Origin of the sequence: Mycobacterium triplex, assembly GCF_000689255.1 — a bacterium.
GTDB lineage: Bacteria > Actinomycetota > Actinomycetes > Mycobacteriales > Mycobacteriaceae > Mycobacterium > Mycobacterium triplex.
On sequence record NZ_HG964447.1, the window covers coordinates 104752 to 130826 of the forward strand.

General features: G+C 65.6%; 20 protein-coding genes and 1 pseudogene. 11 read left to right on the top strand and 10 right to left on the bottom strand.

The window, feature by feature from the left end; all coding sequences use genetic code 11:
* Window positions 1-248 precede the first annotated feature (248 nt).
* The 6 genes from BN973_RS27985 to BN973_RS30830 are packed head-to-tail and all read right to left on the bottom strand — an operon-like array spanning window position 249 to window position 7302.
* Window positions 249-1859, bottom strand: a complete 1611-nt coding sequence (locus tag BN973_RS27985) for a hypothetical protein (RefSeq protein ID WP_225337320.1) — start codon at window positions 1857-1859, stop codon at window positions 249-251.
* On the bottom strand, window positions 1840-3219 hold the full coding sequence (gene mycP, locus BN973_RS27990) for a type VII secretion-associated serine protease mycosin (RefSeq protein WP_036474042.1): 1380 nt from the start codon (window positions 3217-3219) through the stop codon (window positions 1840-1842). The genes BN973_RS27985 and mycP overlap by 20 nt, the downstream gene beginning before the upstream one ends.
* Window positions 3219-4634 carry a type VII secretion integral membrane protein EccD gene (gene eccD, locus BN973_RS27995; protein ID WP_036473487.1) on the bottom strand — a complete coding sequence of 472 codons (1416 nt, stop codon included), beginning with the start codon at window positions 4632-4634 and terminating at the stop codon, window positions 3219-3221. The genes mycP and eccD overlap by 1 nt, the downstream gene beginning before the upstream one ends.
* A 3-nt stretch (window positions 4635-4637) precedes the next feature.
* Window positions 4638-6215 (bottom strand): MinD/ParA family ATP-binding protein, encoded by a 1578-nt coding sequence (locus tag BN973_RS28000; protein WP_036473488.1) that lies wholly within the window; start codon window positions 6213-6215, stop codon window positions 4638-4640.
* 33 nt (window positions 6216-6248) lie between these two features.
* Window positions 6249-7097: an ESX secretion-associated protein EspG gene (locus tag BN973_RS28005; protein ID WP_225337319.1), complete on the bottom strand. Its 849-nt coding sequence runs from the start codon at window positions 7095-7097 to the stop codon at window positions 6249-6251.
* The gene (locus tag BN973_RS30830; RefSeq protein ID WP_081284089.1) at window positions 7072-7302 is read right to left on the bottom strand and encodes a hypothetical protein; all 231 of its coding nucleotides are present in this window, start codon (window positions 7300-7302) and stop codon (window positions 7072-7074) included. The genes BN973_RS28005 and BN973_RS30830 overlap by 26 nt, the downstream gene beginning before the upstream one ends.
* Window positions 7303-7878: 576 nt before the next feature.
* Between BN973_RS30830 and BN973_RS28010 the strand changes: the two genes are divergently transcribed.
* The 4 genes from BN973_RS28010 (at window position 7879) to BN973_RS28025 (ending at window position 12407) form a co-directional block, all read left to right on the top strand.
* Complete coding sequence (locus BN973_RS28010; protein ID WP_036474044.1) at window positions 7879-9519, top strand: ParB/RepB/Spo0J family partition protein; 1641 nt, start codon at window positions 7879-7881, stop codon at window positions 9517-9519.
* A 78-nt stretch (window positions 9520-9597) separates the two neighbouring features.
* Window positions 9598-10476, top strand: coding sequence for a ParA family protein (locus BN973_RS28015; RefSeq protein WP_036473494.1), 879 nt, complete (start codon window positions 9598-9600; stop codon window positions 10474-10476).
* A gap of 4 nt (window positions 10477-10480) precedes the next feature.
* Window positions 10481-10714, top strand: coding sequence for a hypothetical protein (locus BN973_RS28020; RefSeq protein WP_051641681.1), 234 nt, complete (start codon window positions 10481-10483; stop codon window positions 10712-10714).
* Between the two features lie 760 nt (window positions 10715-11474).
* Window positions 11475-12407 (top strand): ParA family protein, encoded by a 933-nt coding sequence (locus BN973_RS28025; RefSeq protein ID WP_036473497.1) that lies wholly within the window; start codon window positions 11475-11477, stop codon window positions 12405-12407.
* Between the two features lie 947 nt (window positions 12408-13354).
* Here BN973_RS28025 and BN973_RS31480 read toward each other — a convergent pair.
* Window positions 13355-13645: a hypothetical protein gene (locus BN973_RS31480; RefSeq protein WP_036474049.1), complete on the bottom strand. Its 291-nt coding sequence runs from the start codon at window positions 13643-13645 to the stop codon at window positions 13355-13357.
* 581 nt (window positions 13646-14226) lie between these two features.
* Between BN973_RS31480 and BN973_RS28035 the strand changes: the two genes are divergently transcribed.
* From BN973_RS28035 to BN973_RS28060, 6 genes and pseudogenes are all read left to right on the top strand, one after another.
* Window positions 14227-14586 carry a hypothetical protein gene (locus tag BN973_RS28035; protein WP_051641682.1) on the top strand — a complete coding sequence of 120 codons (360 nt, stop codon included), beginning with the start codon at window positions 14227-14229 and terminating at the stop codon, window positions 14584-14586.
* 967 nt (window positions 14587-15553) lie between these two features.
* Window positions 15554-16625 (top strand): annotated as a pseudogene (locus tag BN973_RS28040) (IS110 family RNA-guided transposase).
* A gap of 46 nt (window positions 16626-16671) precedes the next feature.
* Complete coding sequence (locus BN973_RS28045; protein ID WP_036473501.1) at window positions 16672-17064, top strand: hypothetical protein; 393 nt, start codon at window positions 16672-16674, stop codon at window positions 17062-17064.
* Between the two features lie 41 nt (window positions 17065-17105).
* Window positions 17106-20267, top strand: a complete 3162-nt coding sequence (locus tag BN973_RS28050; RefSeq protein WP_231122295.1) for a hypothetical protein — start codon at window positions 17106-17108, stop codon at window positions 20265-20267.
* 230 nt (window positions 20268-20497) lie between these two features.
* A complete protein-coding gene (locus BN973_RS28055) occupies window positions 20498-20983 on the top strand; it encodes a terminal protein (protein ID WP_231122296.1) in 486 nt (161 codons plus the stop codon).
* Between the two features lie 65 nt (window positions 20984-21048).
* Window positions 21049-21660 (top strand): hypothetical protein, encoded by a 612-nt coding sequence (locus BN973_RS28060; protein WP_232232241.1) that lies wholly within the window; start codon window positions 21049-21051, stop codon window positions 21658-21660.
* A 420-nt stretch (window positions 21661-22080) separates the two neighbouring features.
* Here BN973_RS28060 and BN973_RS30165 read toward each other — a convergent pair whose 3' ends face one another.
* Window positions 22081-22581 carry a hypothetical protein gene (locus BN973_RS30165; RefSeq protein WP_051641683.1) on the bottom strand — a complete coding sequence of 167 codons (501 nt, stop codon included), beginning with the start codon at window positions 22579-22581 and terminating at the stop codon, window positions 22081-22083.
* Window positions 22582-22697: 116 nt separating this feature from the next.
* On the opposite strand from BN973_RS30165, the gene BN973_RS28070 reads away from it, so the two are divergent.
* Window positions 22698-23039, top strand: a complete 342-nt coding sequence (locus BN973_RS28070; RefSeq protein ID WP_139813797.1) for a hypothetical protein — start codon at window positions 22698-22700, stop codon at window positions 23037-23039.
* Window positions 23040-23975: 936 nt separating this feature from the next.
* Here the strand turns inward: BN973_RS28070 and BN973_RS28075 are convergent.
* Window positions 23976-24446, bottom strand: a complete 471-nt coding sequence (locus BN973_RS28075; protein WP_036473513.1) for a DIP1984 family protein — start codon at window positions 24444-24446, stop codon at window positions 23976-23978.
* Window positions 24447-24491: 45 nt separating this feature from the next.
* Complete coding sequence (locus BN973_RS28080; RefSeq protein WP_036473515.1) at window positions 24492-26051, bottom strand: hypothetical protein; 1560 nt, start codon at window positions 26049-26051, stop codon at window positions 24492-24494.
* Window positions 26052-26075: the final 24 nt, after the last annotated feature.

Sequence of the window (26075 nt, forward strand, 5' to 3'; positions counted from 1 at the left end):
GCGGTCGCACACCCTGAGCTGAGCATGCACCCGGAACCCAGAAAACTCGCCAGCCCACCAAGCGAAACCCTCCCGCGACTGGTTTGCTGACCAGCCACCGCGCCATCCCCAGACTGCACTCAAAAAAACCCTGAACCTAGTCGACACGCCGACTCGGCAGGGAACGGTAACGCCGGCATCCGCTCAGGCAGCTCGACCGTATCGGCGAGGAATTCCTCTGGGGTAGTCGACATGACCTTTGACCTCGCTTACTCGTTGGGCACGGGAACAAGGCGCGTGCTAAGCCACTGACGGCCATGCGCGGTGGTGATGTAGAACAGGTCCGGGTGCCGGCCGTCCTGGGTGATGACGATCGTCGTGGCGGGAGCCTGAGCAGACTGCGGGCGGCGCAGTGTCACCGTGATCGCACCGGTGGGTGCATCGCTGCTGGCGTCGCTGACGACAATCGCGTCAGGCGGCGGTGTGGTAGGGCGTATCGAGAATTGTTGCGGCGCCGCGTGATTGGCCAGAGCGGTCCACTGGCGTGGATCGGCGGTGTAGAGGGCAACCGGCTGGCCTGATAAGGCGAGGCGGGCGATGATGCCGATGTGGAACTGTCGGGTGCCGGTCACCGTGATCCGCACCGGCTCCGGTGAGGCCAGCCCCAGATATACCGGCTGGCGTGCGCGGTTATAGCCGATCGGAACACCGATCGCCGCCGTCGGCCACCGCAGCGCCGCCAGTGTTGACGGCGCCACCTCGGTCGCCGGCAGCTCGACGTCGGCGCCCGCATCGATGCCGGTGGCTGCCAGCACCGGCGCGATGTGTCGATGCAATCCGTGAAACCCAGTAAGGCCCGGCAGTTGCCGGGGCGGCCGGCTGGCAGTCAGCGTGCCGACCACGGCTTCGACGGTGGCTGGTTGGCGGCCGCGTGAGCGTATGGTGACCGCCACCCAGGTGGCCTTGGTGTGCAGGGTGGTGAGGGTTTCCAGGACATCGGGCAGCGCTGCGGGATCCACGGCGTACACGGCGCGGAAGCCATCGGAATACTCTGTGCCAGTCCAGGTTTCCTTGCGCACCGTTGCCGACGGCGGTACGAACCGAGGAAGTTCTTCCTCGTCGCTGAGGGTGGCCAGCCATCCCCGTTCCCGCAGTTCGGCGATAAGCCGGCGCGCCACGGTGTCGGCTAGCGCCGCGCGATGCGGTTGTGATTGCGAGGTGTCGTCGTCGGAGGTCACGCCGGGAGGAGTTCTCAGTGTGGTCCGGCGGGCGGTCAAGGCCCCCACGTTGTTTTCTGCGCGCAATGTGTAGCTCAGCCACGTGTCGCGGTGCTGGCTGTTGCGGCCGCTGAGCAGCGGCGCTGAGTCGCTGCGCAATCCGCTGGCCGGTGGGGTGCGGGTCACCGAGCAGATGGTCAGCGCGTCGGCGCGCACCCCATAACGATCCAGCCAAGCGGTGATGAACTCCCACGGAAGCTGGTCGCTGTGGTCGCCGGGGGCGCTCAGTGCATGCGGATGGGTGCGCAGGTGGATGACGATGCGGGCTTGCAGCGCGCTCTCCCGGGGCGTCGGCGGCGGCTGCGCCGGGGTTGCGCTGCGCCTGCGGTGACCGGTGCGTTGGGAGCGTTGACGGCGGTTATGCCACGCCATGGGAGTCCAGCGGGCCACCGTCGTCGACACGTGCTGGCCGTGCCAGGACCCCACGAATGCGGCGACCGCCGCGACCGCCGCGGCGTAGTGCCACCACTGGGGTGTTCGCCCTGGCGGCAGCAGCGTCGCCCACCCGAGCAGCAGCAGCGAGGCCAGTGTTGTCAGGCGCCGCCAGCTGGGCCACGCTGGGGAGAATCGAGACGACTCGCGGCTAGCGGGTGGTGCGACCACGGCGCATTCCAATCACGGTGACAGCGATGACGGCGGCGGCGATCGCCGCGATGCCCGCACCGAAGGCGATCAGGCGCGGCAGCCGATTATCCGGTGGCGGTGGTGCTGGCGGGGCGACTCGCACGATCGGCATTTGCGCCGGCAGGGCGTCACCTTGAGGGATGTCCCAGGTGAGCGCGGCTACCGGGTCGATGACGCCGGCCCCGACGAGGTTGGACGGTGCACGGGCGGCGTTGTGCGCCGAGGCGACCAGGCGGTTGACCACCTGACGGGAGGTCAAGTTGGGGAACTTGGAGCGGACCAGGGCGGCGGCGCCGGAGACGTAGGCTGCCGCGAAACTGGTCCCGTTGATGGCAACCAACGGCTCTTTGCTGGATGGCAGACCGTTGATGATGCCCGAGTTTGGGCCGTTGCCGAGCGAGACGACCTGTTCACCGGGTGCAGCGACGCCCACCCATGGGCCAGCCATAGTGAAGTTCGACGGCTGCCCTTCGGGGGTCAGGGAGCCCACTGACAAGACGTAGGGCTGCCAAAACGATGGGGTGGAGACGGTGGTGGCGCCGGCCCAGTTTCGGGAATCGTCGGGACGATTGGGATCGGTGAGCGGATTGCTGGTGCAGTTGCTCTCACCGGTGTTTCCAGCTGCGGCCACCACGACGATGTCCTTGTCGATCGCGGCGTAGCGCACGGCCGCGCCCAGCGCTGCTTGGTCGACCTGCTTGTAGACAGGGAAGCAGTCGATCAGCGAGAGATTGATGACGCGGACGCCGGGGATGTCGGCGGCGTGGCGGACCGCCCGCGCCAACGTGGCGACATCGCCGGCGGTCTTTGCTTGCTGGGCATCTTGTCCTGAGGGTGTCTTGGGTGCCCACTGCGCTGAGGTTTGTCGGATTGAGACGATCGCGGCCTCGGGGGCCACGCCGGCGAATCCGTCAGGGCCTTGCTGGGCTGCGATCAGCCCGGCGACCGCGGTGCCGTGTCCATCGCAGTCGAACAAACCCCCGGCGGGTGGATCGATGTAATCCCCGCCCGGGGCGAGGTTGGGCAGGCGTGGCTGTGGTGTGACACCGGAATCGATCACCGCGACCACCACTCCCCTGCCGCGTGAGGTTTTCCACGCTTCGGGCAGGTTGAGCATGGCCTGGCTGGGAGGCACCGCGGCCGGGTCGAACCCGGGCATTGCGCCGTAGACCTGGCATTGGCCGTTCTGGCGCATTTCTTGCCCTGGAGCGGGCGGACCGTCAGGGGGCAGCGCAGCTGGGTCGACGACGGGATATGCCAGCGCGGCGGCCTCAGGCACGGGGCTAGACACCACCAGCACAGCGATGGTCGCGGCGAGTGAGGCCAGTCGGCGGATCATCACAGTATTCCTCGGTTGCGGATGAGGCTGATCAGGCCGATGAGCCACAACATGGCCGGCGGAATCGTGATCAGCAGGGCGTTTTCGAACAGGTCCAGCCAGCGGCGCTGCGGGATGGAAAGCTCGCGCGGTTTGATGGCTGCAGCGCCGAGCAGCACGAGCGTCAAAGCCACCACGGCGGCTGCCGCGTACAGGCCCGAGACCAGGTGGCCGGCGGCGGTGAACGACACCGTCAACGCGATCGCGGTCAGAAAAGGGGTCGCCAGAAACCACAGTGCGGGGATCGCTGAGTCCCAGATCCGCATCCGCAGCACGGTGACGGTGGTGGTGACCACCACCAGCCACCACGCCAACAGTGGCGGTGCGTCAGGCAACCACACCACCAGCACCGATCCGATCACCGACAAGATCACCGAGGCCGCGATCAGACCGCTCTGGTAGGAGTTGCAGGTCGCGGTTTTACGGGGCAGATCTTCCAGTTCGGCCAGCGACGACGCGGCGGGTGTGGGCTCGCCTGGTGCGGGCACATTCGGTAGCGGGAAGCGCGCCCACATCGCTGACACCGTGGGGGCGTTGGAGGCCAACAGCAAGGACACCGCAAGGACTCCGCACCCCAGGGACAAGTACGGCAAGTGCCACAGGATGCGGGCGCCGGCCGCGGCCGCGACGGTGGCCGTCACGGCGACGACCGCGGTGTGGGTGGCCACCCAACTATTAGTGACGGCCAGCAGCAGCAACGACCAGGCGACCAGGAAAGCCGCCGCCAGGAAAACCCGCGGCGCCGCGGCATCACCCGGCACTACCGCGGCGCCGGCCAACGCCAGCGGCGCCGCGGCCGCGAGACCCAGGCGGCCGGCGGTAGCAAGCAGGCCGCGCCGGTACAGCCAGATGGTGACGGCGACGAAGACCACCGCGAGCGCACCCAAAGCTGCAGCCGACCACACGCGGTAGCCGCGGTGCCAGCCATAGATCGCCAGGCCGCACGTTAAGGTCGCCGCGGTGACCACCACCGCTTGGGCGGCGGTGCGCAACATGGCGTGCTCGAAGGGCTTGAACTGGCTGGCCGAATGAATCGCCGAGGCGTCAGCGATGTCTTCGACCACTGGCGGCGCCGTGGGGCCCGGCGGCAGCTTGCACAAGATGAGCTGCTCACCGTCATCGATGTTCAGCGTGGCCAGGGTGGCGTCCAAGCTAAACGGTGTTCCTCCGAGAGGCGCTAGCGAGTAAGGGCGCAACCCGTCGTCGTTGACGGCATCGGCTGGCACGTCGTCGTCGTCGCGACCCGTGGCCAGTGTTGCCCGGATCCGCGGAATCAGTTCCCGAATGGCGAGTGTGGTCGGCAGGGCCAAGTCCACCGCGGCGTCTTCACCGATGATGGCGACGCGGACTTGGCCGGTAGCGGCGGCCGGATCCATCGATCAGAAACCCCCAGTTTCAGTCGTTCGGTGCTGATGCGGCCCCCGGGCGGGATAGTGCTGGGCGATCGAGCCGGCCAACGCCATCAGGGCCTTTCGGGCTCGCGATTTGAGTTCCACGAAGGTGACATCGCGTCCCTCGGCGAGGTGGACGTCGTAGGGGATCCTGACCACGCTCACACCCGGGATCTTGGCGGTGAACTCCTGTTCGGCGTCATCGAGGTCCACCAACGGCTTGTTCTTGAACGTCGAATTCAACGCGATCACCGTGCGGGGCAACAGCCGCGCGAAACCGTGCGCCTGCAGCCACTGGATGGTGGTCCAGGCGCCGTTGAGTCCATCCGGGGCTTGAGAGGCCACCACGACCAGGCTGTCGACGTGATTGGCGATGGTGGAAAACAGCGGTGATGTGATCGCCGTGCCGCAATCGAGCAGGATGACGTTGTAGTGCTTCTTGAGAATCTTCATCGTCGCTTCGAAGTCTTGCGTGTTCAACGTGTACGAGGAGCGTGGATTGTTCTGAGCGCCAAGCATTTCGAGGCGGTCTTTGTTCTGCACGGTGAAGGTCGCGACTGTTGGATAACTGCTGGCGTCCTGCAGCGACGACAACGCCTCGATGTTGGCGTCGGCGCCGCCTTTTTGCTCGAACCGCGACGAGAGGTTGCCGAGATCGGTGTCGACGTCCACGGCGATCACCCGATCCCCACGCTCGCGGGCGATCGCGCTGCCCGCGGCGACGGTCATGGTCGTCTTGCCCACGCCACCCTTGGCGCTGACAAACGCCACCACGTAGACGTCGAGCAGCGGTGCGGTGATACTGCGGATGAGCTTGTCGTGCTCTTCTTGCTTGGCGCTGGGCCCGGGCGTGATGAGCCCGAAGGTCATTTGCGACACCAGCTTTCGCCAGCCCTTGCCTACAGGTCGGCGCCGCGAGGTGACGAACTGTTGGCTTTCGTCAAGCGCGCCGTAGCCGCTGGGCGCGAAGGCTGCCGGTGAGCTTGGCTGGTCTCCGAACAGCGGCTGGTGCGGGTCAGCGGCCGGCGGCTGCGAGGGCCCGGTCGAAGGCCAGCCCGCCGGCAGGTGCTGCTCATGCGGCAGCGGCGTGTCAGTGAAAAAGCCGTCAAGGCCTTGCTCGTGCTGCGGGGGCTGGCCGCGGTGCGCGGCGATCTGGTCGAGTGAGATCTCGGCGGTCTTGTCGTTAGACGTCTCCTCGACAGCCTGCCAAGCGGGATCCGGCTGGCGCGGTTCGGCATTGGGCCGCGCCGGTTCAGGCAGCTTGAACGTTGGCGCTCCGTGCGCTGCCGCATGTTGTGGCCGCGACGGCGGCGGCACTGGCGCGCGGGTCGGCGGAGGAGGCAGCGGCTGATGCGGCGCCTCGCCGCCGGGAGTAGACCCCTGCTGCGGAGGCGGTGCCGCCGGCCACCGCACACGCTGCCCTGGCCCGGTGTCTGGCCCGTTGCTGGGCTGCCTGCCGTCCTCCTGGGGGGCGGCCCCAGAAGGATAGGGGTAGCGCTGGTCTGAGGTGGGCTGTTCGTGGTGGGGGGTGTCGTCTTGGGGGAAGGAATCAGAAGGTGTGCTCATCGCTTCGGTTTCTACTTTCGGGTTGGTAGAGGGTCAGATACTGAAGTTTTCGTCGGGGAACCACGAGCCCGAGGGGAGGCGTTCGGTGAGGTCGCGCACCGCCATGGCGATCGAAAACGGTTCAGCGGGAGCGAAAATGGACACCCCGCCGGCACGAGGCTGCCCCGGTGTGGGGCTGACGAGGATCTGCCCGACCTCGGTGCTGATGATGTTGACACTGACATCGGTGTGATGGTGAGCGCCGTTGGTGGCCTCATGGGCGGTCAGTTCGACGGTGATGCGATCGCCAGCACGGGCCACTTCCATGATCTCAGCTTCTCGTTCGGGGATGCCCAGCTCGACGAGGGCTTCCATCAAGTCAGCGCCACGAGCGACACGGTCGTCGATGGCTTTGCCGGTGTCCATCGGCAGTGAGAACTCCTCGAAGCGAGCCGGCGGCTGATCGGGGGGCAATCCCGCGGTGATGATCGGCACGATCGCTTCGCTGTGGGTCAGCTGCAGCGGCGTGAGCGTCACCATCTGCGCGTAGCGCAACGCGACCACGGCATCTGGCGGTGAGGTGCGCGCCAGCACCCCCCGCAAAATCTGCTCGGGATCGATCATCGTGCGCCATTCCAGCCACTGGCGCGGCTGGCATACGGTCTTAACCGCCTGCGCGACAGACGGTTTGATGTCCCCCTCTGCGTCAATGACGCCGGCCTCAGCCAGCTCCGCGAGGCAGCGCTGGTTGAATGGTTCCCGCTCCGCTGGATCGACATAAGGGGCGGTGATCGCCAGCATCCACGGATAGGCCCCCACGCGCAGGTGGTCGGCGAGAAACCAGGCCTGGTGCGCATCGACCTCGACCGCGTCGTACCTATTCGTCATCGGCACCGGCTCCATCGGTGGGCAGCTTGGCTTCCTCCAATTGGGTCAGCACCGGTTCCAGGGCGCGCTCGACGATGAACGACATCGATGTCGACCAGCGTTTCTCTTGAGTCCGAAGCCGTTTGAGGGTCCGCCGGTTGAGACGGAAGGTAGTCGGGACCTTGTCGTCCTGGGCGAGAACGCGGGCACTCAACTCCCGTACCAGGTCTGATTCAGCCATCGGTCACCCCTTTCGCAATGGGTCTTTTGCCCGCGCGCTCGCAGTAGAGCACATAAAGCGGACACGGCAAATAGATCGCCTATCCCGTTCGCCAATCATGCCCTCGCGCAGCCATCGCGAAGGTTCGCACCCCGCAGAATTCGGGAAGCGAAGAAGTCAGCGCGACAACCGCGCGCACCAAAGCACAATGCGCGAGCCGCCGATGCCGGTAGGCAGTCTGCGAGTATGCGCGAGGCGCATCGCCCGGTATGCGCTCGGTATGCGCTATGCGTTTTCCCCGATGACCGCAGGGCGCGCGGCCCATGTCTCGCCAGTGTCGCGAAGAGCTGCCATGATGGGGACCACGCGAGTGAACCCGTCAGAGTCTTCCAGGCCCCTACCGCGTGCTATCCAATCCCCCGCTCCCCAAATCGTCACGTGACACGAAGGATTTGTTTGCGGTGGCCTTCGAGGGTTGGGTGATGCACGCTGCATCACGGCCGCAGCACTTTGGTCAAGCGTGCAAAGGCGCCAAAAGGCTTGCTGAGGCGCCGCGCGATTTATTACTCTAATACCGGTATTTAGAAAGGAGTGCTCGTGGCCCAAACGACAGCCCGCCCCGCCCGCCGAGCCAAGCCAGCCGGACGCAAAACCGCCAACCGATTCGCGGCCCTGGCCGGCGGAGACGCCGCACCAAGCACAGACCCCTCCCCCGCTACCGACTCCGCGGCGTCGGAGGAAGAAACCGGCCTTATCGCGGGCATGTCAGCCATGGTCGCCAACGAAGCGCACCGGGTCGTCCAGATCCACGTGGCCGAGATCGCACCGCACCCGTTCAACGATCCCCGGCGATCACAGCCGCAGCCTGGCGATCCCAAATGGGAAGACCTCCTCAACGGGGTACGTGCCAGCGGCGTACGGCTGCCCGTGCTGGTGGTCACCCGCGATGCGTTCATGGCGGCGCGACCATCGGCCGCCGACATCGCTGCCACTGCGCGCTACGTACTGGTCTACGGTCACCGCCGGCGCGTCGCGGCGATCGAAGCCGGCAGAGACACCGTCCCAGCCGTCGTCGACGACGCCATCATGGTCGACGACGGCGATCTGGACTCGATGGCTACCGAAAACCTTGGCCGCCAAGACCTCTCCGACCTTGCCGAGGGCGAGTTGTACGCGCGCTACTCCGAGATTGGACTTTCCCAACGCGCCATTGCCGAGCGACTGGGCGTCGACCAAGCCACAGTGTCGCGCAAGCTCGCGCTCAAGCTACTGGCTCCCGAAGTCCGCGACGCCGTCGACGACGGCCGCCTACCCAGCGCCGAGGCCGCGGCCTTGGCCGGCAAGCTGCCCTATGGCCCGCCTCGGCGCTGGCAGAAGACCAAGGACCCCGACCAGCTCAGCGACCTGCGCCACGAAGAACAAACGCAGGCCCTGCACCTGATCCTCACGCGTGGGATGATCGCTACCCGCGCCGCCGAGCGGGTCATCGCCGAGCGCACTGCCCGCGCCAAGGCCGACGAGTTAGGGATCCCCCTCGTCGAGGACCCCCGCGCCGAGCTCGGCGAGAACTACCACCTCCACCGCGTCCCCGACTACGAGCCCGGCGCCGAGATCATCGGCGCCATCAACCCCGCCTCAGGGGCCCTAGATCTCTACGCACGGCCCCTGGCCGGCGAAGGGTTGACGTCGACGACGTCGAGCATCGGCGACGCGGCCGCCGCGGACCCGGCCGCTCAGCCGGGCGCTGCTGAAATTCTCGACCCGCCAGCCGAATCGAACGCACCCCCGCCTCGAGAAGAAACAGGGCAGGATCCAGGCCACAGTGACGAACCGTCTCCGGAAGCCGCCCAGCGACAGGCAGACGCCCAAGCCGCGGCCCAGGCCCAACGCGCAAGGCGGGAATTCTGCGCGGTACTGATCAATCAGCAGCCCTCCAACGCCGAGCTCCTCAAGATACTGGTGGCGCAATACCTGTCCGGCGTGGCCGCGCGCAGCGCAACATCAGCGGTAAGCGCGCTGCTACGGGACTGGGACGCCACCGCTGACGGCCCAGCGGAGAAGGCGCGAAACGCACGGGCCTGGCACCGTGCGGTGGCCGCGGCTGAACTACACACCGCGGAACTCAAAGACAAGGCCTGGGACGACGACGCCGTCGCCCACGTCAACCTGCTCATCAACCGAGCCGGCTACCAACCGACTCCATGGGAACACCGCCAGCTCGAGACCGCCGGCGCTTAAACCATCCGCATCGACCGTCACAACCGCCTCGGGTGATGCAGGCTGCATCACCCGCCCCATGCTCAAAGGAGATTATCGATGTCCACTTACACCGTCGCCAACATGTCTGGCAGCGTCGGGAAAACGACGACCGTCGTGACCACCGCCATCCAGCTCGCAGGCTCTGGCCTGCGGGTGCGCGTCATCGATCTCGACCCCCAAGCAAACGCCAGCACCTGGCTGGGCTACCCCGACATCAGCGGTGTCACCATCGCCGATGTACTACGCCAGCAAGCCACAATCGACGACATCGAACGGCCCGCTCGCATCATCCAGGGTTTCACCGACGCCGGCGAACCCGAATACACCACCGACGAGGCCACCGAAATGCACATCGGCAACCTGACGGTCGTGCCCGCCGCCCGCTCGACTCTGGACAAACTGATGGTCGAACTACCGGCCGTGACCGGAGGCGTACTGCGCCTGCGGGATGCCCTCGAAGCGGCCACTCCTGTTGACGTCACCCTCATCGACTCCCCCGGCTCCAACAGCGCACTAGTCACCACGGCACTGATCGCGTCCTCAGTCGACGAGGACGGCCCTTCCGGCGGATGGGGATTGATCATGTGCACCAAACCAGCAGGCAAGGAATCAGAAGGCATCCAGGCGCTCTTGCAAGAACTCGCGATCATCAAAAAGACCTTCAGGATCGACATCCCGCTTTTGGCCATCGTGCCGTGCGCCGTGCCAGGCACCGGCGGCGTGTACCGCGAACAGATGGAGTACTTACAGGAAGGCTTCGGTGACAAGGTCACACCGGCGGTCCGACGTAGCTCGATCGTGGATGAGGCCTACACCAACTACCTTCCCGTCCCGCTGTATGGATACCGAGCCAAAGACGTCAGCAAAGACTACGAGAACGTCATTGACCATATGAAGCGCCAAGGAATGTTCCGCCCAGCAGCCATCAAAGCCTAGCTCCGTGGACGGCCCCGCCAAATCCAGCGACCTCAGCAAGGTCAATGTCCCCACCGAGCTGCACCACAGGGCCCGCGCGGCTGTGCGCATCGTCGAGCGCGTCACAGGCCGCCGCTACACCATCACCCAATTCATCGAGGAAGCTATCGTCGCCCAGCTGCGCGTAATCGAGCACGACTACAACGAGGGCCGCGAGATCCTCCCCGACCCACAACCCCTCGAACCGGGGCGACGCTAAGGCGCGTTGACAGCCCCGCCGCTCCACGATGAGCCGTCGGGCTCATGCGGCGACGCCAAATGCACACGATACTGAGGTCACGTTGCTGACCCGAGTGCGCACGCCGCCGCATTCAAGAACCCGGGCTGATTTCGCCTTACGCCCATGAGAATCCGAAGCCGCGACTCAGTGCCCTGGCGCCGCATCGGACACGAGGGGCGGTGAAGGGTCCTCCCGCTGCACGACCAGGCTCCCCCACTGCCGCGTCCATATAGCCCGTGTGACCTGCGATATCCGGGCGATAACCGGATAACGAGACGTGTGACTCGCGGGTATCGCACCGGATAACATGAGGGTCATCAACGGGTGACTGCCCGCCCTATGTGCGAATCTGCGTACGTGGCAGTGACGCCTGTGGTGCCGGGTCTAGCGCCGCATCGTTGTCGGCTGACCGACGCGTTGCCACACGCACGGACAACGCACGTATGCCCGTGTGGCGCAACGTCCAACGCCTCAGCCAACTACCCGTGCGGCCCACCGCGTGAACACACGGCGGTCGCAACGCTCTAGCGACCACCCGTGCACCCACAACATGTCCCGGACGCGCAGACGTCCGAATTGACGGCAGCACAGTGCCGTGACCACACGGGCCGATCGCCGCCCGGGCCCACGGGCGAAGGACCGTCGGTCGCAACGTCCAAATAGTGGGCTAGGTAACGGTTCGACTTCACGTCCGTGCGCCTACATGACATCTCGCGGGTGGGTACGTACGTTGCGACGCATGACAATGACTGGGCCCGATGCGCGGGCCATCCTCGTAGCGAATCAGAAAGGCGGAGTTGGAAAGTCAACGACCGTCGCCGCAGTGGCGGAAATGATCGCCGCCGCGGGAAAAAGGGGCCGTCGCGTGCTCGTCGTCGACGGCGACCCACAGGCCAACGTCACCGTCGAAGATCTCGGCGTCGACGGAGACCGCGGACAATCACTGGCCCAGACCCTGCAATTCGGTGCGCCGCTTGTCCCGGTGCGCAACGTACGGGCCAACCTCGACGTAGTCGCCGGCGGTCCACAACTTGCCGTCGTCGGCGCCGGCGCTCACCTGATGGCCGAGAACGGCATTGACATGGCCGCCAACCTGGAAAACCAGCTCGCCAAACTATGCGAAGACGAAGGCTATGACCTGGTCCTCATCGACTCAGGTCCAGGTGACGTACCGCTGCTCGATACCTATCTCACCGTCGCCAACTATCTGTTGATCCCCACCCGCGACGACCAAGCCAGCCTGGGCGGTGTCGAACGGTTGGCGCGACGCTTCTGGCGAGCACGCAAACTCGGTGCCTCCATCCAACTTCTCGGTGTGCTGCTGTTCGATGTCAACCCACGAGCGAAAAAGCGCAACCAGGACGTGTTCGATCAAGTCAGCGAAATGCTCGAAGGCAGCGGGACAACGCCGTTCGACATCACGATCCGCTCCGCACCCGCGGCCGCCGTCGACATGCGAACGCTCCACAAAACCGCCGGCGAACTCGTTGCGCTAGCCAACGACGACCGCCGAGCTCGACTGTCGAAGCTGCGCGACAACCAAAGTCCCGAGCGCGCCATGTGGACGAGTGACCCCACCGGCCTTGCCGCCGACTACCAAGAGCTCGTCCGCCAAATCGTCACACGGCTCGGCCGATACGAATCAGTGACGGCGGGGGAGCGGGTCGGATGAGCCCTTCACGCACCCGCGGCAAGCCGCTGTTCGACCCCGAGGCGCTCAATCAGGACCTGGACGAACTGTGGCCGGCCCGTCCACGCGCCGCTGCCGCGCCGACTCCACCGCCGGTTTCGCCACAACCGGCAGACACCGCTGTCAGTGCCGAACCGGCCCACTCTGACCCGCGGCCGGCAAGTGCCTCGGTCATCGAACCGGTACTCGCAAGCGCCCCCGCGACTGAATCGGCCCGCGCAACCACGCCAGCAACGACCAGCCCGGAACAGCCCACAAAACCGCGACAGACAACTACCGGACGGCCGAGCACAAGAACCCGTCCACCCGAGGTCTTGCTATCAGCGGAAGTCTACGACGAGCTCTACCGAACCCAGATCGCCGAAAAGAAGGTACGCCGCGGACTCGCCCGAACGATGGGCGCCATCGTCTTGGACGCCATCGAAACCCACGCGACGAAACTGGCGACAACCTGGACTACCCAGCGATACGCCGTAGGGGAGGGCCAACTATTCGAACGCCCGTCCTCGCACGCAGTCCCGCGGCGGCGTCGCCACGCAACCGCTCCACGCACCGTCGTTCTGTCAGGAGTGACAGCCGCAAACGGTCAACGGCTTGACAACCTCGTCGAGGCCTGGGCCGCCGGCACGCGAAGCGCACTCGTGGAACAAGCACTCAGATACGAATTTGGGCTCATCCCGGACTGATTCGCGCGAATTCGCCTGGCTGCGCGTCGCAGCGGGAACAAATTGCTGATCGCATCCTGATAAGTCACATCCGCCCGTCGCGAAGAGCGGGAGCAGCTGTTGACCCGCGAAAGTCCGCTACGGTCAAGTACTTTGCGCGCGAGGGTGACTGTGATTATCCAGCGTGGCGTTAGTCCCGCGGGATCTGTTCACGTCCAGTCGGTTCGGGGAAATCTGGCGCTATTCACCGATTCCCATCGGCGGTCAGATCGCGTTGCGCCCGGGTGGAGTGGCGTCCTCTTTGGGGCCGACGCGCCGCACGCGGGTCCTCAGATCGGGGTCGCTCAGGAAGCCGTCGATGAGCGGAACCGGCCCGCCGACACAGGTCCAGTCGTCGTCCCACAGCGTGGACACCAGCCAGGACCGATCCACCGGGAACATCAGGTCCGGCAGGCGAGTTGACCGCGACGACCATAAGTCGTCGGACCGCCAGCAGGCGGCCTGTTCTGGTCCGGCCTGTACGAGTACATAAGGCCAGTTCGCATACAACGTCACTCTTGGCGCGTCAGGGAAAACGACGTCCGCGGACCCAGTGTCGAGGTAACCAATCCACCACTGTTGATCCGGCGACTGTCTAGTGAGTAGTGCGACGATAGCCTGGTCGTGGCTCTGCTTTTCAGCTTGGGGCTTTGGCAGTAAAACGGTGGCGTAGTCATCGAATATCGGCGGGATCGCCGACGTGATTCTGACGCCGATCGAGGTAGCCGTGGTGATCCATGCGACATCCGCGCGCGTACCAATCGGCCAACTCTTGCCGTCTCGGATGACCGGACTCACCGCGTCGACCAACGCCGATAGTGTGTGTGCACCAAAGCATTATCTGTCGGGACAGTGGAGGTTTGCACCCGAGCCGGCTGCGGGACTGATCTGATCGGCCGGTTTCGGGGGAGATGTCACTCGGAGCACCGATAGTTAAGAGCAGAACCGAGAGGATCCGCAATTGGCCAATGAACAGTCCGCTGAGCCCACATCAGGACGCCATGCATGTTTCGACGCCGGTGTGCGCGCGCCCTACCGCGGGCTCGTGTGCGACCGACGTCACGGGCACTGATCCGGCGAACCGAGGAGCCCCCAACATGGTCGCCACGACCATCACGTTCAGCACCTCCCGAGGGGTCGTCTCGTGGAGTGCGCTCGAGCGGCGCGCAGTTGGGCCGCCCGGCGGGATTGCTGGCGGCTTACTTGGTGGTGAACCAGCCTTGGTCGCTATTGTGCGTGAGATCCTTGCCGGCAGCTTGCCGAAAACAGTGCGCGTGGCAGAGCCCAACCTCGACTATATGTTCACCCGGAACCGCGACACCGCCGCCGACGTGGCCGCCGCGATGCTCGTGGCCGGCAACGGTAGAGGACGGCTTTCCGATACAGGGTGGGAGGTACTGGACGCCGCGATGGAAAGCGACCGCGCTGACGAGGATTTCCGTGGTCTGACGACCTAATTGTCGACCGGGGATTGATCAGCGACGGGGGAGGGGAATCGCCTGACCTACATGGCGGATAGATCGCGGGTGTGCGGGCTGTGGCGCGTTCTACGCATCATCATCGTGTGCGGCATGACGGCCATCGAAATTGGTGAAGGCGCACTGCGGGCCAGGGGTCGGCATGTAGACCGTGGCCGCACATTGGCGGCAGTGAAAGCTGCGATGAACGGATCCGCAGGAACATTGTTGGCTGCCGACCAGGACACGTCCGCCACCTCGCAGCCTGTGGCCGTTGGGGCACAGCGGTGGGGGCGGCGGTTCTTCCCAACCTCGGCGAGTACGGCGCAGACCACCCACGAAGGTCCATCGTATGCCTAGCCTCCCGCCGGAGGCGGTGCGACAAGGACTGCTCGCCGCGCTGACTAAAGCGGCCGGGCCAATGACGACCGCTGAACTACGGCGCGGTCTTTCAACTAGTTTCGGCGCGGACGTGGTTCACAAACGCATCTATCACAACTTGGAGATCCTCGAGAAACGCGGCCAGGTAATCCGCGCAGGCACGGTGGGTCGCCACACGACGTGGCGGCTCAGTATGGCGAACACAGTGATCGCACGTGGACTGACTAGCTGAAAGCGTTGAGTGTGACAAATAAGCAGTTTTGCGTCGTGCCTTTATGCAGGCCAGACCTGGACCAGGTCATCAAGGGGCACAAGAAACACTTGTAGACAAGCACAACGAATGCTTGTTGGTGTCACAGTTCGTGGATAGCATCACACTCAGTGTCAGGGTGAGGTTGCCGCTTGTTGCGGTGGTTGGATCCTGATCACCTGGTGTCTGGCTCGTAGCGTCGCTGCCGCCCTCGGGTTGGCGTTCATGGGTTTTGTCGGCATCAGGTGTGAAGGACCGGCCGGCGTGACTTGATAGGAGCGTGGCGTCGCCCCCCACTGAGATGTGTCCGCCGACCGGCCCAACCGTCACCTCACAGTGAAGGAGGCAACCTCCATGGTTGTTGTTGGAGCCGATGTACACAAGCGCACGCATACGTTCGTCGCCGTGGACGAGGTGGGCCGCAAAGTCGGCGAGAAGGTCGTTGCAGCCACGACTTCAGGTCATCGCCAGGTGGTGCGATGGGCTCGCAGTCAGTTCGGGGTCGAGCTGGTGTGGGCGATCGAGGATTGCCGACACTTGTCAGCCCGCCTCGAGCGCGACCTGTTATCCGCCGATCAGAAGGTGGTGCGAGTTCCATCGAAGTTGATGGCTCAGAGCCGGGCCTCGGCGCGTACCCGAGGCAAGTCTGATCCGATCGATGCGTTGGCCGTCGCGCGAGCTTACCTGCGTGAGCCCGATCTTCCGGTGGCCTCCCACGACGAGGTGTCGCGGGAGCTGAAGCTGCTGGTGGACCGCCGTGAAGACCTTGTGGGGCAACGTACTTCGACGATCAACCGGTTGTTGTGGCGCGTGCACGAACTTGATCCGGGCCGAGCACCGAAACCGGCGTCGCTGGATCTGAGCAAGCACCGCAGGTTTGCTCGGTGACTGGTTGGCTACCCAGCGTGGTCTGGTCGCCGAGCTGGCCCGCGAGGAGTTGGCCGACATCACCCGACTCACCGAAGCCATCAATGCCTTGACCAAACGTATCGGCGAGCGCGTCCGTGCGATCGCTCCGGCGCTTTTGGCGATGCCCGGCTGTGGCGAGCTGACCGCGGCCAAGATCATCGGTGAAACCGCCGGGGTCACCCGCTTCAAAAGCGAGGCCGCCTTCGCCCGCCACACCGGGGTAGCCCCGATCCCGGTCTGGTCGGGAAATACCGCCGGCCGCGTGCGCATGACTCGCTCGGGCAACCGTCAACTCAACGCCGCTCTGCACCGTATCGCGGTCACTCAAATCCGCCTCGACGGCCTTGGTCGGGCCTACTACCGAGGCCGGCTCGCCGCTGGTGACTCCAGGCCCGAGGCCCTGCGCTGCCTCAAACGCCGCCTGGCCCGTGTCGTGTTCCACCACCTCCACACCGACCACCACAACCGAATCCAGCCTTGCCAACCGGCAGCGGCTTGACATAGGAGAAACCCGTGCTGAACGTAGCTGCAGAACGCAGGCGGCCATGACGACGACGGATCCTAGCGTCGCGTCGATTCAGGCTGCCGCGCAACGGGAATCGGCAAGCTTTGCCTCGAAGATGGCTGATTCATCTCTGGCGGCCGCAGTGGATGTCTGGCTGCGCCGCGTGGCCCGTCGCAAAGCTACACCTGCGCAACGTGCTCGACTGGTTAAAGCTGTGGAACGAGCCAGTGCCGCTGAAACCAAAGCGGTGCAGCTGACGCGCGCCGCGCTCTTACGCGCCGCCGGCCTCGATGAGCGACCCGCCGCCGCGGCGGCGATCGCGGCCGGTGCGACCTACACCGAAGTCGGTGCCGTACTCGGGATGACCCAGCAGGGGGCCAGCGCGCGCATCCGTCCGTACCTGGCCGCCCGCACGCCTGAAGGCCGCCTATGACGGACGCAAACACAGCGTCGCTAATCGTTGAGCGTCACGTCGTGATTGTCACCGGCTCGGGTGCGTTCACGGTCGGCGGTGATGTCCTTACCGGGCCGGTGGACTCCGTCGACAAGCTTGAGAAGCTAATCGAGTGGGCGCACGGCAATCGTGGCCTACTGCAGCCGATACCTGCCGGGGATGCCGATGCGGACCCTGCCCGGATATGGGTGGTAGGTGCGGGGTGTCGCCATTTGATTACTCCCGACCCCGGCGCGGGGGATTCCGGACTGGTCGAGCAGCTGGGGCGGTCGTTGGCGCCGCTGGTGGGGCGCGGTTGGGAGCTGCGGCACGGAAAGGGACGTGCGGTCGTTCTGGCTCGGGGAGTTGGCGCGCAACGTGTTTCGGTCGAGATCGTGGCCGAGCTGCATCCCTGGTTAGTCGGTGAGCGCGACGATCTTGTCGAGGACGCGGCTGAATTGGGGCGCCGCCTGCACCGGTGGTCGGCCGTGCTGGGAGCGCTGCCCGCAGGCAGCGGAGCGGCCTCGGCAGCGGTGATCAATGACCGCATCATGCGGGCCCGCGCCGGGCGGCGGGGGGCCGTCGTGTCCGAGCCCGGGGTGCTGCCGGCGAACGTTATGGCCGAGATCCGCGTTCAGCCACCTTGGTGTGCGCCTGCTTCGGAGGTCGAAGAGGAATTCGAGCACAGCGACCAGCTGGTGTGGCTGACCCAGGAATGCCCTGAGCTGGCGGCCGCGGGAACACTGACGTTCGGATACGGCCAACCGCAGGTGCTGGACGCCATAACAGCAGCTGCAGCCAGCACCGGCCAGAAGCGGCCATTCGGACTGTGGAGGGTCACGCTCCCGCCAGCTGGTGACATGCGGTTGCCTCAGATGCTGCCGCCGCCTCACCCACAGATGCGCCTTGATACGCCAACCCTGGCCTGGGTGACCACCGAGGATCTTGACGGGCTGGCCAAAGACGTCCGCGACGGCGGCGCCGGCCTGCCCGCCGCTCGGCTCGGCATCGAGCAGGCGATCGTGTGGCCCCAGCAGACCCGCCTCTTGGAAGCCTGGTCGACGCGGCTGCGCGAAGCCCGGGAAGAGTTCGCCAACGATGCGCCACTACGTGCGCTCGTCGATTCGGCTGCCGCGGAATATCTGCAGGCGCTGGCCGACCCCGAACCGTGGGCTGATCCAGCGTGGCGACAGCACTTCCAGCCAGCCTGGGCCGCGGCGATCGCCGCGCGAGTGCGATTCCGTGGCCGGCGGGCAGCGATGCGGATCTCGCGCGAATACCGGCTGTGGCCGGTGTATGCGCGCGATGCCGCGATGATCTATGCGACTGGCCTCGACGAAGCGACGGGTGAGCCAGTGGATCTGTCCGACACCCATTCCCGCCTGGGACGCATGACGGTGACCCACCAAGCGGCGGTGACTGACGAGCTCATCCTCGAGGTCCTGACCGCTGAGAACACCGCCGAGGTCGCCGCTGCGCTGAGCGCTGCACTCGAGGGACCCGGCCAACGAACGCCCATCGCCGTCGCGCCCAAGATGGAAGCCAGCAATCCAAGAGGTGTGGAGAGCCCGGCATCGGAAACCGCTGCTGTGGATGCTGACCAGGGGCCCCTCAACGGGGCGTCGGTAACGGCTAAAGGATCGGCAGCCAAGGACGATGTGACACCGTCGCCGACGACGGCCGGGACCCAATCTGGCCGCGCCTCGAACAGGGCCGTATCTGGCGGCGCACCGGCCGCGGTGTTACACACCGACGGGCTCTGGCTGGCCGATGGCACCCGAGTCGAACTGGGCCCACCGATCGTGCACGTGGGTCAGGTCGCCGAGCTTGCCTATACGCACCATCTCGGGTACCGCCTCACCGCGAAATACAATGAGCCAGGACAAATTTGGATCACCGAAGCGGCGTGCCAGGAATTCGGTATCGACGTCGCTGCCATCAGTCGCCGCGATCGCGCCAAGTCGCTGCGCCAACTCACCGAAAACATCGACTTCGTCACCGGCGCGGTCAACGAAGGATGGAGCCTAGGCGGGGCGGGGGAGGACCCTAACGCTCACCGGCTGGGCACCTGGACCCGCGTCTATCGAGACGACAAGCGCGGTGTGATGATCGCGCTCATCCCCGGCATGGGCACCGGCGCGGATGAGATGCCGATCTTGTCCGATGAACCGGCGCCAGCTCAGATCGCCAAGCGGCTGCAGCTACTGGCTGACGCGTTGCGGTTCCCGTGGAAAATCAACGCCGGTGTCACCGCGGTGGACTTGATGTTGCAGACCAGAACCAAGACGTGGTCCCCACAGGAGTGGCGCGACGTCGTCTTCGCGCCGTCGACAACCGCGCCGCCGTTCGGTATCGGAGATGTGGAATCGGACTTCGATTGGTCACGCCGACCCACCAGCGACGAACGCCAACGCCGCTACATCCACGCCTATGACCGTGGCGGCTCCTACGTGGCCGGCATCGCCGGTCTGGAGTTGCCCATCGGCGACCCAATCCACCACCCCGATGGGGCACCATTTAACGCCAAGACACCGGGCTACTGGCTAGTCGACATCCCCGAAACCCCCGACTGGCGGCTGCCCTATGTCCTCAACCCGAGAGGACTGCAGTTCACCGGCCCCAAGTGGGTATGCACCCCGACGTTGGAGCGCGCTATCGAGCTCGGCTACCAACCACAAATCCTGCAAGCATGGCTGTGGTCGCGCCACGGCCGAGTGCTACTGGGCTGGTACGAACGGTTCCGCGACGCCAGTGCGATGCTGGACCTCGACGATCCCGACGCTCAAGCCGCGCGTGATCAAGCCAAAATCATCCGCACCCACGGGATCGGCATCATCGGCTCCGATGAGCACCTCAAAGGCAAACCCGCCTACAGCCCCGAACGGCGGCTGCACGTACTCGCCAAAGCCAAGGCCAACATCGTCTACCGGCTACACCAAATCGGTGAGAAGACGGGGCAATGGCCCTTGGCGGTGGCCACCGACACGGTCCTCTACGCCTCCGATGACCCGGATCCGGTGACAGCCTGGCCTGGCGGGCCAGAGTCGTTTGGCCGCGGCTTCGGGCAGTACAAGCCGGAAGGCTCTGGGCTGCTCGACGAGCACCTCGAGCACCTCAACGGACGTGACTACCGCGGCAAACGAGACTTGATCCCCGCCCGTGAGTGGCGCGCCAATCTGTGCACTGACGCTGAGGGCTGCTGATGGCGCGCCGAGGCAGACGCAGCCGAATCAGTGCCAGCGACCTGGCGGGGTACGGCTCGGTCGCTAACGGAACGGTCGACGTCGACCGCGCCGCACGGGGCTTGGGTGCATCCAAACGCGATGTCCGCCAAGCGATCCGGCAAGCACAAGCAGCGCAAAGCAACACGTTCTTGCGGCGGATCTCAGGCCGGCGTGAGGCCGACTCCGCAGAGGGCAGCAGCATGCGAGGCATGTTGCAGGCAGTGTTCGGCCGGGGCCCGCGTGGTGGGACAGTCAACGCCAGAGCCGCCGCGCAATCACTCGGAGTTTCCCAGGGCACCGTACGGCGCTGGGCCGCTGGCACCCAACAACCGTCGAAGGGCCGACTGGCGTCGATCCGGGCAGCGGCGCGGCGCGTCACGACGACCAAACGGGGTCGACGGGGGGCCACGGCGGACTTCCGCAGCAGCTCACAAGGCAGGCAGGCGCTTCGCACTGGCAGCAAAATCTGGGTCAGCGGTGAGCAAGGCGTGGGCGGCTACGACCAGGGGTATGCGCGCGATCGCCGCGTGGCCAACGACATCAGTCCCGAGGAGATCGAGGCCCTGTTGCGGGCTTATGAGGACGGCGGCGATGAGGGCCTTCGAAAGTGGATGAAAGAGTTCTTCGACGACAAGTACGTCGCTGGCTGGGACTTCGTCACTATAGACGATTTCGGTATCGGTACCCCCGAATGAGCCTGCAAGCCAAAGCAATACGACCCAACGCTGGCCCCCGGTGGAGCCGCAAAAGACTCATCGACATGCTGCTCGACTGTTACGGCGCCACCAACCGGAACACCGTCGACGCGGCGGCGGTCGCCGCGTATGCCGGTGTCACACCCTCCACCGTTCGCCGCTGGATCTCCAAGCGACACCCGCCATCTCGGCGCATGGCCATCCCGAAACATCGGATCGCCCAACTGCAACGCGGTCCCGCCGATGTCGAGCGGCGCAACGACCAGCAGTATCGATACGCGCTCAATGCGCTCGCATCGATCGAGGACGAGAGCGCAATCCTGCCGCCCTGGCGCGAACAAGGCTGGCTCGACCCGCACACCGTGGCCATCATCGCCATTCACGCCAAGCCCTGGCTGCAAGTCGCCGTCACCAACGCCAGCACACGGGCATTAGGGGAACTGCGACGCCGGGGAACGCTAGTGGCCAGCCGGACGGTGCCGACACGATTCCACGCCCAAGTCCTGGCCCACGCCGTGATGGTCCGTCAACAAGCATGGCGAGTCCACCCCGCACCGCGCTATCTTGCTGCCGGCCGTACACAAGCCTGGATGGCAGACGCGCCCCCGGTCGACCTCGCCACGCTGGCCGCTGACCTGGGAATAGTGCACCCGGCCTCCGACCAGAGCGCCGGTTAGGCTTAGCAAGTGGTCCTGTTCAGGCGCTTCGCCGCGCGGACTCGAATCAAACGCGCCTCCGCCGAAGCCTTGAGTCAGCCGCTCTTTGGCATGCGGCGTCAGAGCTCGATCGACTCATCGGCGATCGACTTGCCATCAGGGACGGCGCCCCCCGTCGCAGCGACCCAGGCCGGGGCCCCCGCGCCGCGCTCAATGGCGGTGGCGGTGGCCGCTGAGCCAGTCAGTGAACGCCAGCATCACGCCGGTGCTGTCGTCACGCTCGAGGCATACGGGCTGGCAGATCCCTACCGACCTGACGCCTATGCGCAGTGGCTTCCTGACTGCCCGAACTGGCGTTTGACCCGCCGTGCGTACAGGCGACAACGACGCCGTCGACGACGAGTGGGCGCGGCCTGAACCAGTGTCTTGCTCGCCGGAAGGTCAGCGCGAAGCGGACTGCGTAGCTTTGGGCGCCAACGTGGGCAACGTGATTGTTGTCAAAGGATTCTGAGTGGGCCTGGTGGGGCTGCGGTGGCTTTCCTTGCTGGTTGCTATGGCCACAATCAGTGCGACAATCAGTGGAATCATAATGAGCGGCAGCCACATCCACCATTTGGTGTACGCCGGACGGGTGGGTGGAGGCGCCCATACATGGATGTGGCGGCCGCCTGCTTGGTAAGTCGCCCACCATAGCGCGTAGTCGTGAACTTGACCGGCTTGGCGGCGCAGCACCGTGCGGGCGCGCGCGTTTCGCGCCAACGAGATCGGATTCCACACCAGCGAGCCCATGCTCCACCAACCGGCCAGCATGCAGTGCTGTTGAGCAGCATCGATCGCGGCCTCGCACTGCGCATAGCTACCGGTGGTGATGCACGGCTGATTCAGCCACAACATCACAGCGCCAGTGTGTTTGAACGTGCGCACCTGAAACGTCGGCTCCACTGGCGGCGGTGGATATGCCGCCGGAGCCGAGCTTGAGGGCGCTGGATAACCCGGCGACGCTGGCGGCAGATAACCGGGTCTCGCGCCCCCGGCGCTAGGAGGATAACCGCCCGGTAGTGGCTGCGGGTTCGGCTGCGACACCCTTCGACCTCGATCTCTCAAGACGCGTGAATCTTGCAGCAATCAAAGTAGCCGAGTTTCATGACGACACGAAGCTCTTGGTGGTGCTGGTGCCGACGCTGTGGTTGCTGGTGACGGTGCAGCGCGTGCTGGCGGTATCGACTGCGCAGGTGCTGGACCACGTTGTTGGCGTAGGTCAGACTGTCGCCCGTGGGCAGCGGGATGCATCCGGCCGCACCGGTGGATTCGCGGGTGACGCCGTCGGATCCCACGCGCTGCGCGCTGAGGAGTTTTTTCGCGTGTGGTCTTCGAAAAGCCACCTGGGCTCGTGGTCGTGATCCGCATGGTTGGCTCCCTGAGCGGGCAAGCGTCTCAGGGTTTGACCCGATCTGGATGGTGCATGACCCTTCCGACCCAACAGCTGTGCGATAGGCTCGACTCGTCGGTCAAACCCCCTGCCCGGAAAGAGCTTTCGATGCGCATTGCCAGCGGGCCACGGTGGGGGTGGGCCGCATTCGCCGCGGTCTGCTTGACCGCATGTTCGTCCCATCCTTCGTCGTCGGCGCCGACCCTGGCGCCATCCACCAAGGAGCCCATACCAGCGCTGAACGGAAGCTACACGTTCACCACTGACGGCGCGCGACTCACCCGTTGACGGTCAGCCACGCGCGGGAGGCGTCGTGTCCAAGACGGTCTGGGAGATCAATGCATGCGGGCCTGGTTGCGCTCATGTGCAGTCCTCACTGGGCTGGACGGCTGAGTTACACCTTGTCGAACACACATGGCAGGCAACGCGGAAACTGCCCGCCGACTGCGCCGCGGAGCCCTCCAACATCAGCTACTCGCTTGACGCCCAAACATTGACGGGGACCGCCACCAACTCCTTACCGTGCGCGCAGCCTCCGGGTGTCGCCGTGGTCCCAGCAACCCTCACTAAGAACTGAGGCCACGGCAGGCCCAATCCTGTTCGCGGGCACGACATGCCACGAGCGGCTGGCGTGTTCTGCGCCTCGACGAGAGTGTTCTGCGAGACCCTGGTGGCGGCCTACCGCGAGGTGTATGCCCCATGCCCGCCCTCATCGTCCCGGATCTGCACGTGGTGATGTGCTGTGTGCCGTGCCCTGTCACCTGTGCGCGATGCTGGGCTGCGATGTGAAAGGGGAAATCGAATCCCCCGCACTGCCCTTCGTGCGCCAGCAGAGACCGGGCTTGGCCCGCCGGTCAAGGCTTGTGCACGCCTCCGCGACGACTACCTGCTACACCTCGGGGTCCTGTCACTCCTGTAGGTCGACCTCCCAGTTCGATCGTTGGATCCGCACGTCGAGCTCACGGAGGTCGCGGGCAACCTGATCGGCCCGGGCCCGCAGATCAGCGACCGCCACCGCAGACAGCATCTTGAGCTCTGAGCGCAATTGCCGCGTGTAGCCCTGCTGATTCTTCCCGGCGGCCGCGTCCGCTGCGCTGGTCAGAACATGGTGGCGCCACCGCAGCGCGTCGCGGCGGCCCAACGCGTCGGTCAGCGTGCCGTCCGAGCCGATCGTCGTGGCGGCGTTCGTACGGTTGATCCGCTGGATGAGGATTTGATACTCGTCGATGACGCCGTCGACTTCGGCGAGCAAGGCGGCAGCATCCTCGGCTGGTTCTTCGCCCTCCTGGTAGCGGGCGTTGCTCACGATGCGGGTGCGCAACTGTTCGATCTTGCGGACCGCATCCGCCCGCAGCGACAACGCCTCTGCCAATTTCACAGCTACTCCTTCACAGTTTGCCCAACCATGATGGTCCAGCACCGGTTAGCCGGCAACGCCTTTTCGGCTGCGCGCGGTGCCCTCAACCGGATTGGTCGATTCGAGATCCTGCCGCGCGGTCAGGTAGCTCTTCGACAAGGCGAGCGCCACGCTAGCCGCGGCGACGAGAACGTAGACCGGCAGCAGGTGCATGAAATCGGTGTAGCCGATGGCGAAGTGGACGATAAGGACCGGCGCGGTCGCGCACGCACATCCCAACAGCAGAGTCCACCACACCGCGCGCTGGCCCCGACGCCAACCCCACGTGCTGATCAACAGGACCGCCAGCCCCGCCCCGATCAGGGCGCCGCCGAAGCCCGCCCGATCATGGGCGATGAACGGCAGCAGATGCGCGTCAGCCGCCTGCAGATGATGGGCGCAGGTGCCCATGAAGCCGAGGTCGGTGGGCACAAACACCGAGGTGAATCCGACGACGGAGATGACCACGCCGGCCACCGTTAGGCCTGCGCCGACGCCGACCATCAACAGCTGCCCGAATAGCGCCCGGCGGCGCTGCGCCTCAGGCCCTTCGACCACCGGCGCCCAATGCGCCCCGGTCGCCCGCCGGCACACCGCCATCACCAGCGTCGGGAATAACACGACGACGACCACCGTGTGCAACGGTTCCACGAACCCGCCGGTGCCAAGGAAATAGAAGTAGCTGCCGAAGACAACCACACCCGAAATCAGCAGAACACGACGCGCCCACCGGTAGCCTTGGCGCATCGCCGCAGCCACGCCGAGATAGAGGATCCCGATGCCGATCATGTTGGCGGCCATGGTGATTCGATCATGCTGCAAAAAGCCGACCAGATGTGGGTTGAGCCGATGCAGATCGGCCACCGTTGCACCCAGATAGGCGCGGTCATAGCCCAGTAGCACCGGGCCCAACGCGACCACGCCCGCACCCAAGCCGGCCACGATCAACCCCAGCCCGGTCAGCGAGGCCCAGAACCAATCGGGCCAGCGGCGCGGACCCGCGGCGAGGCTGCAGCGCGACGACGGCACCGGCGAGGTGGGGGTAGCCGCTTCAATTACCCGGTTGAACCAGCCCGGCCCCGCCTCGAGTAGCACTGAGGGCCGGGCCAGCACCGTCGTCGACGCATCGGTGAGCGCAGACACCGCCGGCGCCAAATCCGCGCCGCTCAACCGCACAACGGGGCCGTCCGGATCGCCGACGCTGACGGCGTCGACGTCGCCGGCGATCGCTGCACATGTTTGCGCGTTGTCGGCCACCACGGTGACCCGGCACCGGCGGCCGGCCGCCGCGCGACGCACGGTCGCGACATCATCGACACCGACCGGGTTAATCTCGATTACCGAGGCGCCTTGCACAGGAAGAACCGCGATGGCCTCCCACGCGATCCGGGGTGGGACCGAGGCGCCGAACCGGCCGGCCCACTGCGCCGGCACAGCCGGGTGATCGAACACCAGAGGAATCCAGCGTCGCCCGCCGGTGTAGCGAATCAATGCAGCGAGCAACCGCAGTGCCCAAACCTGGCTGAGGCGCTCACCGAGCAACAACGCCGCAGGCCGACGAAGCGGCACATAAGTCCAATCCGGCACAGCCCGGATTCTGACACGCCTCGG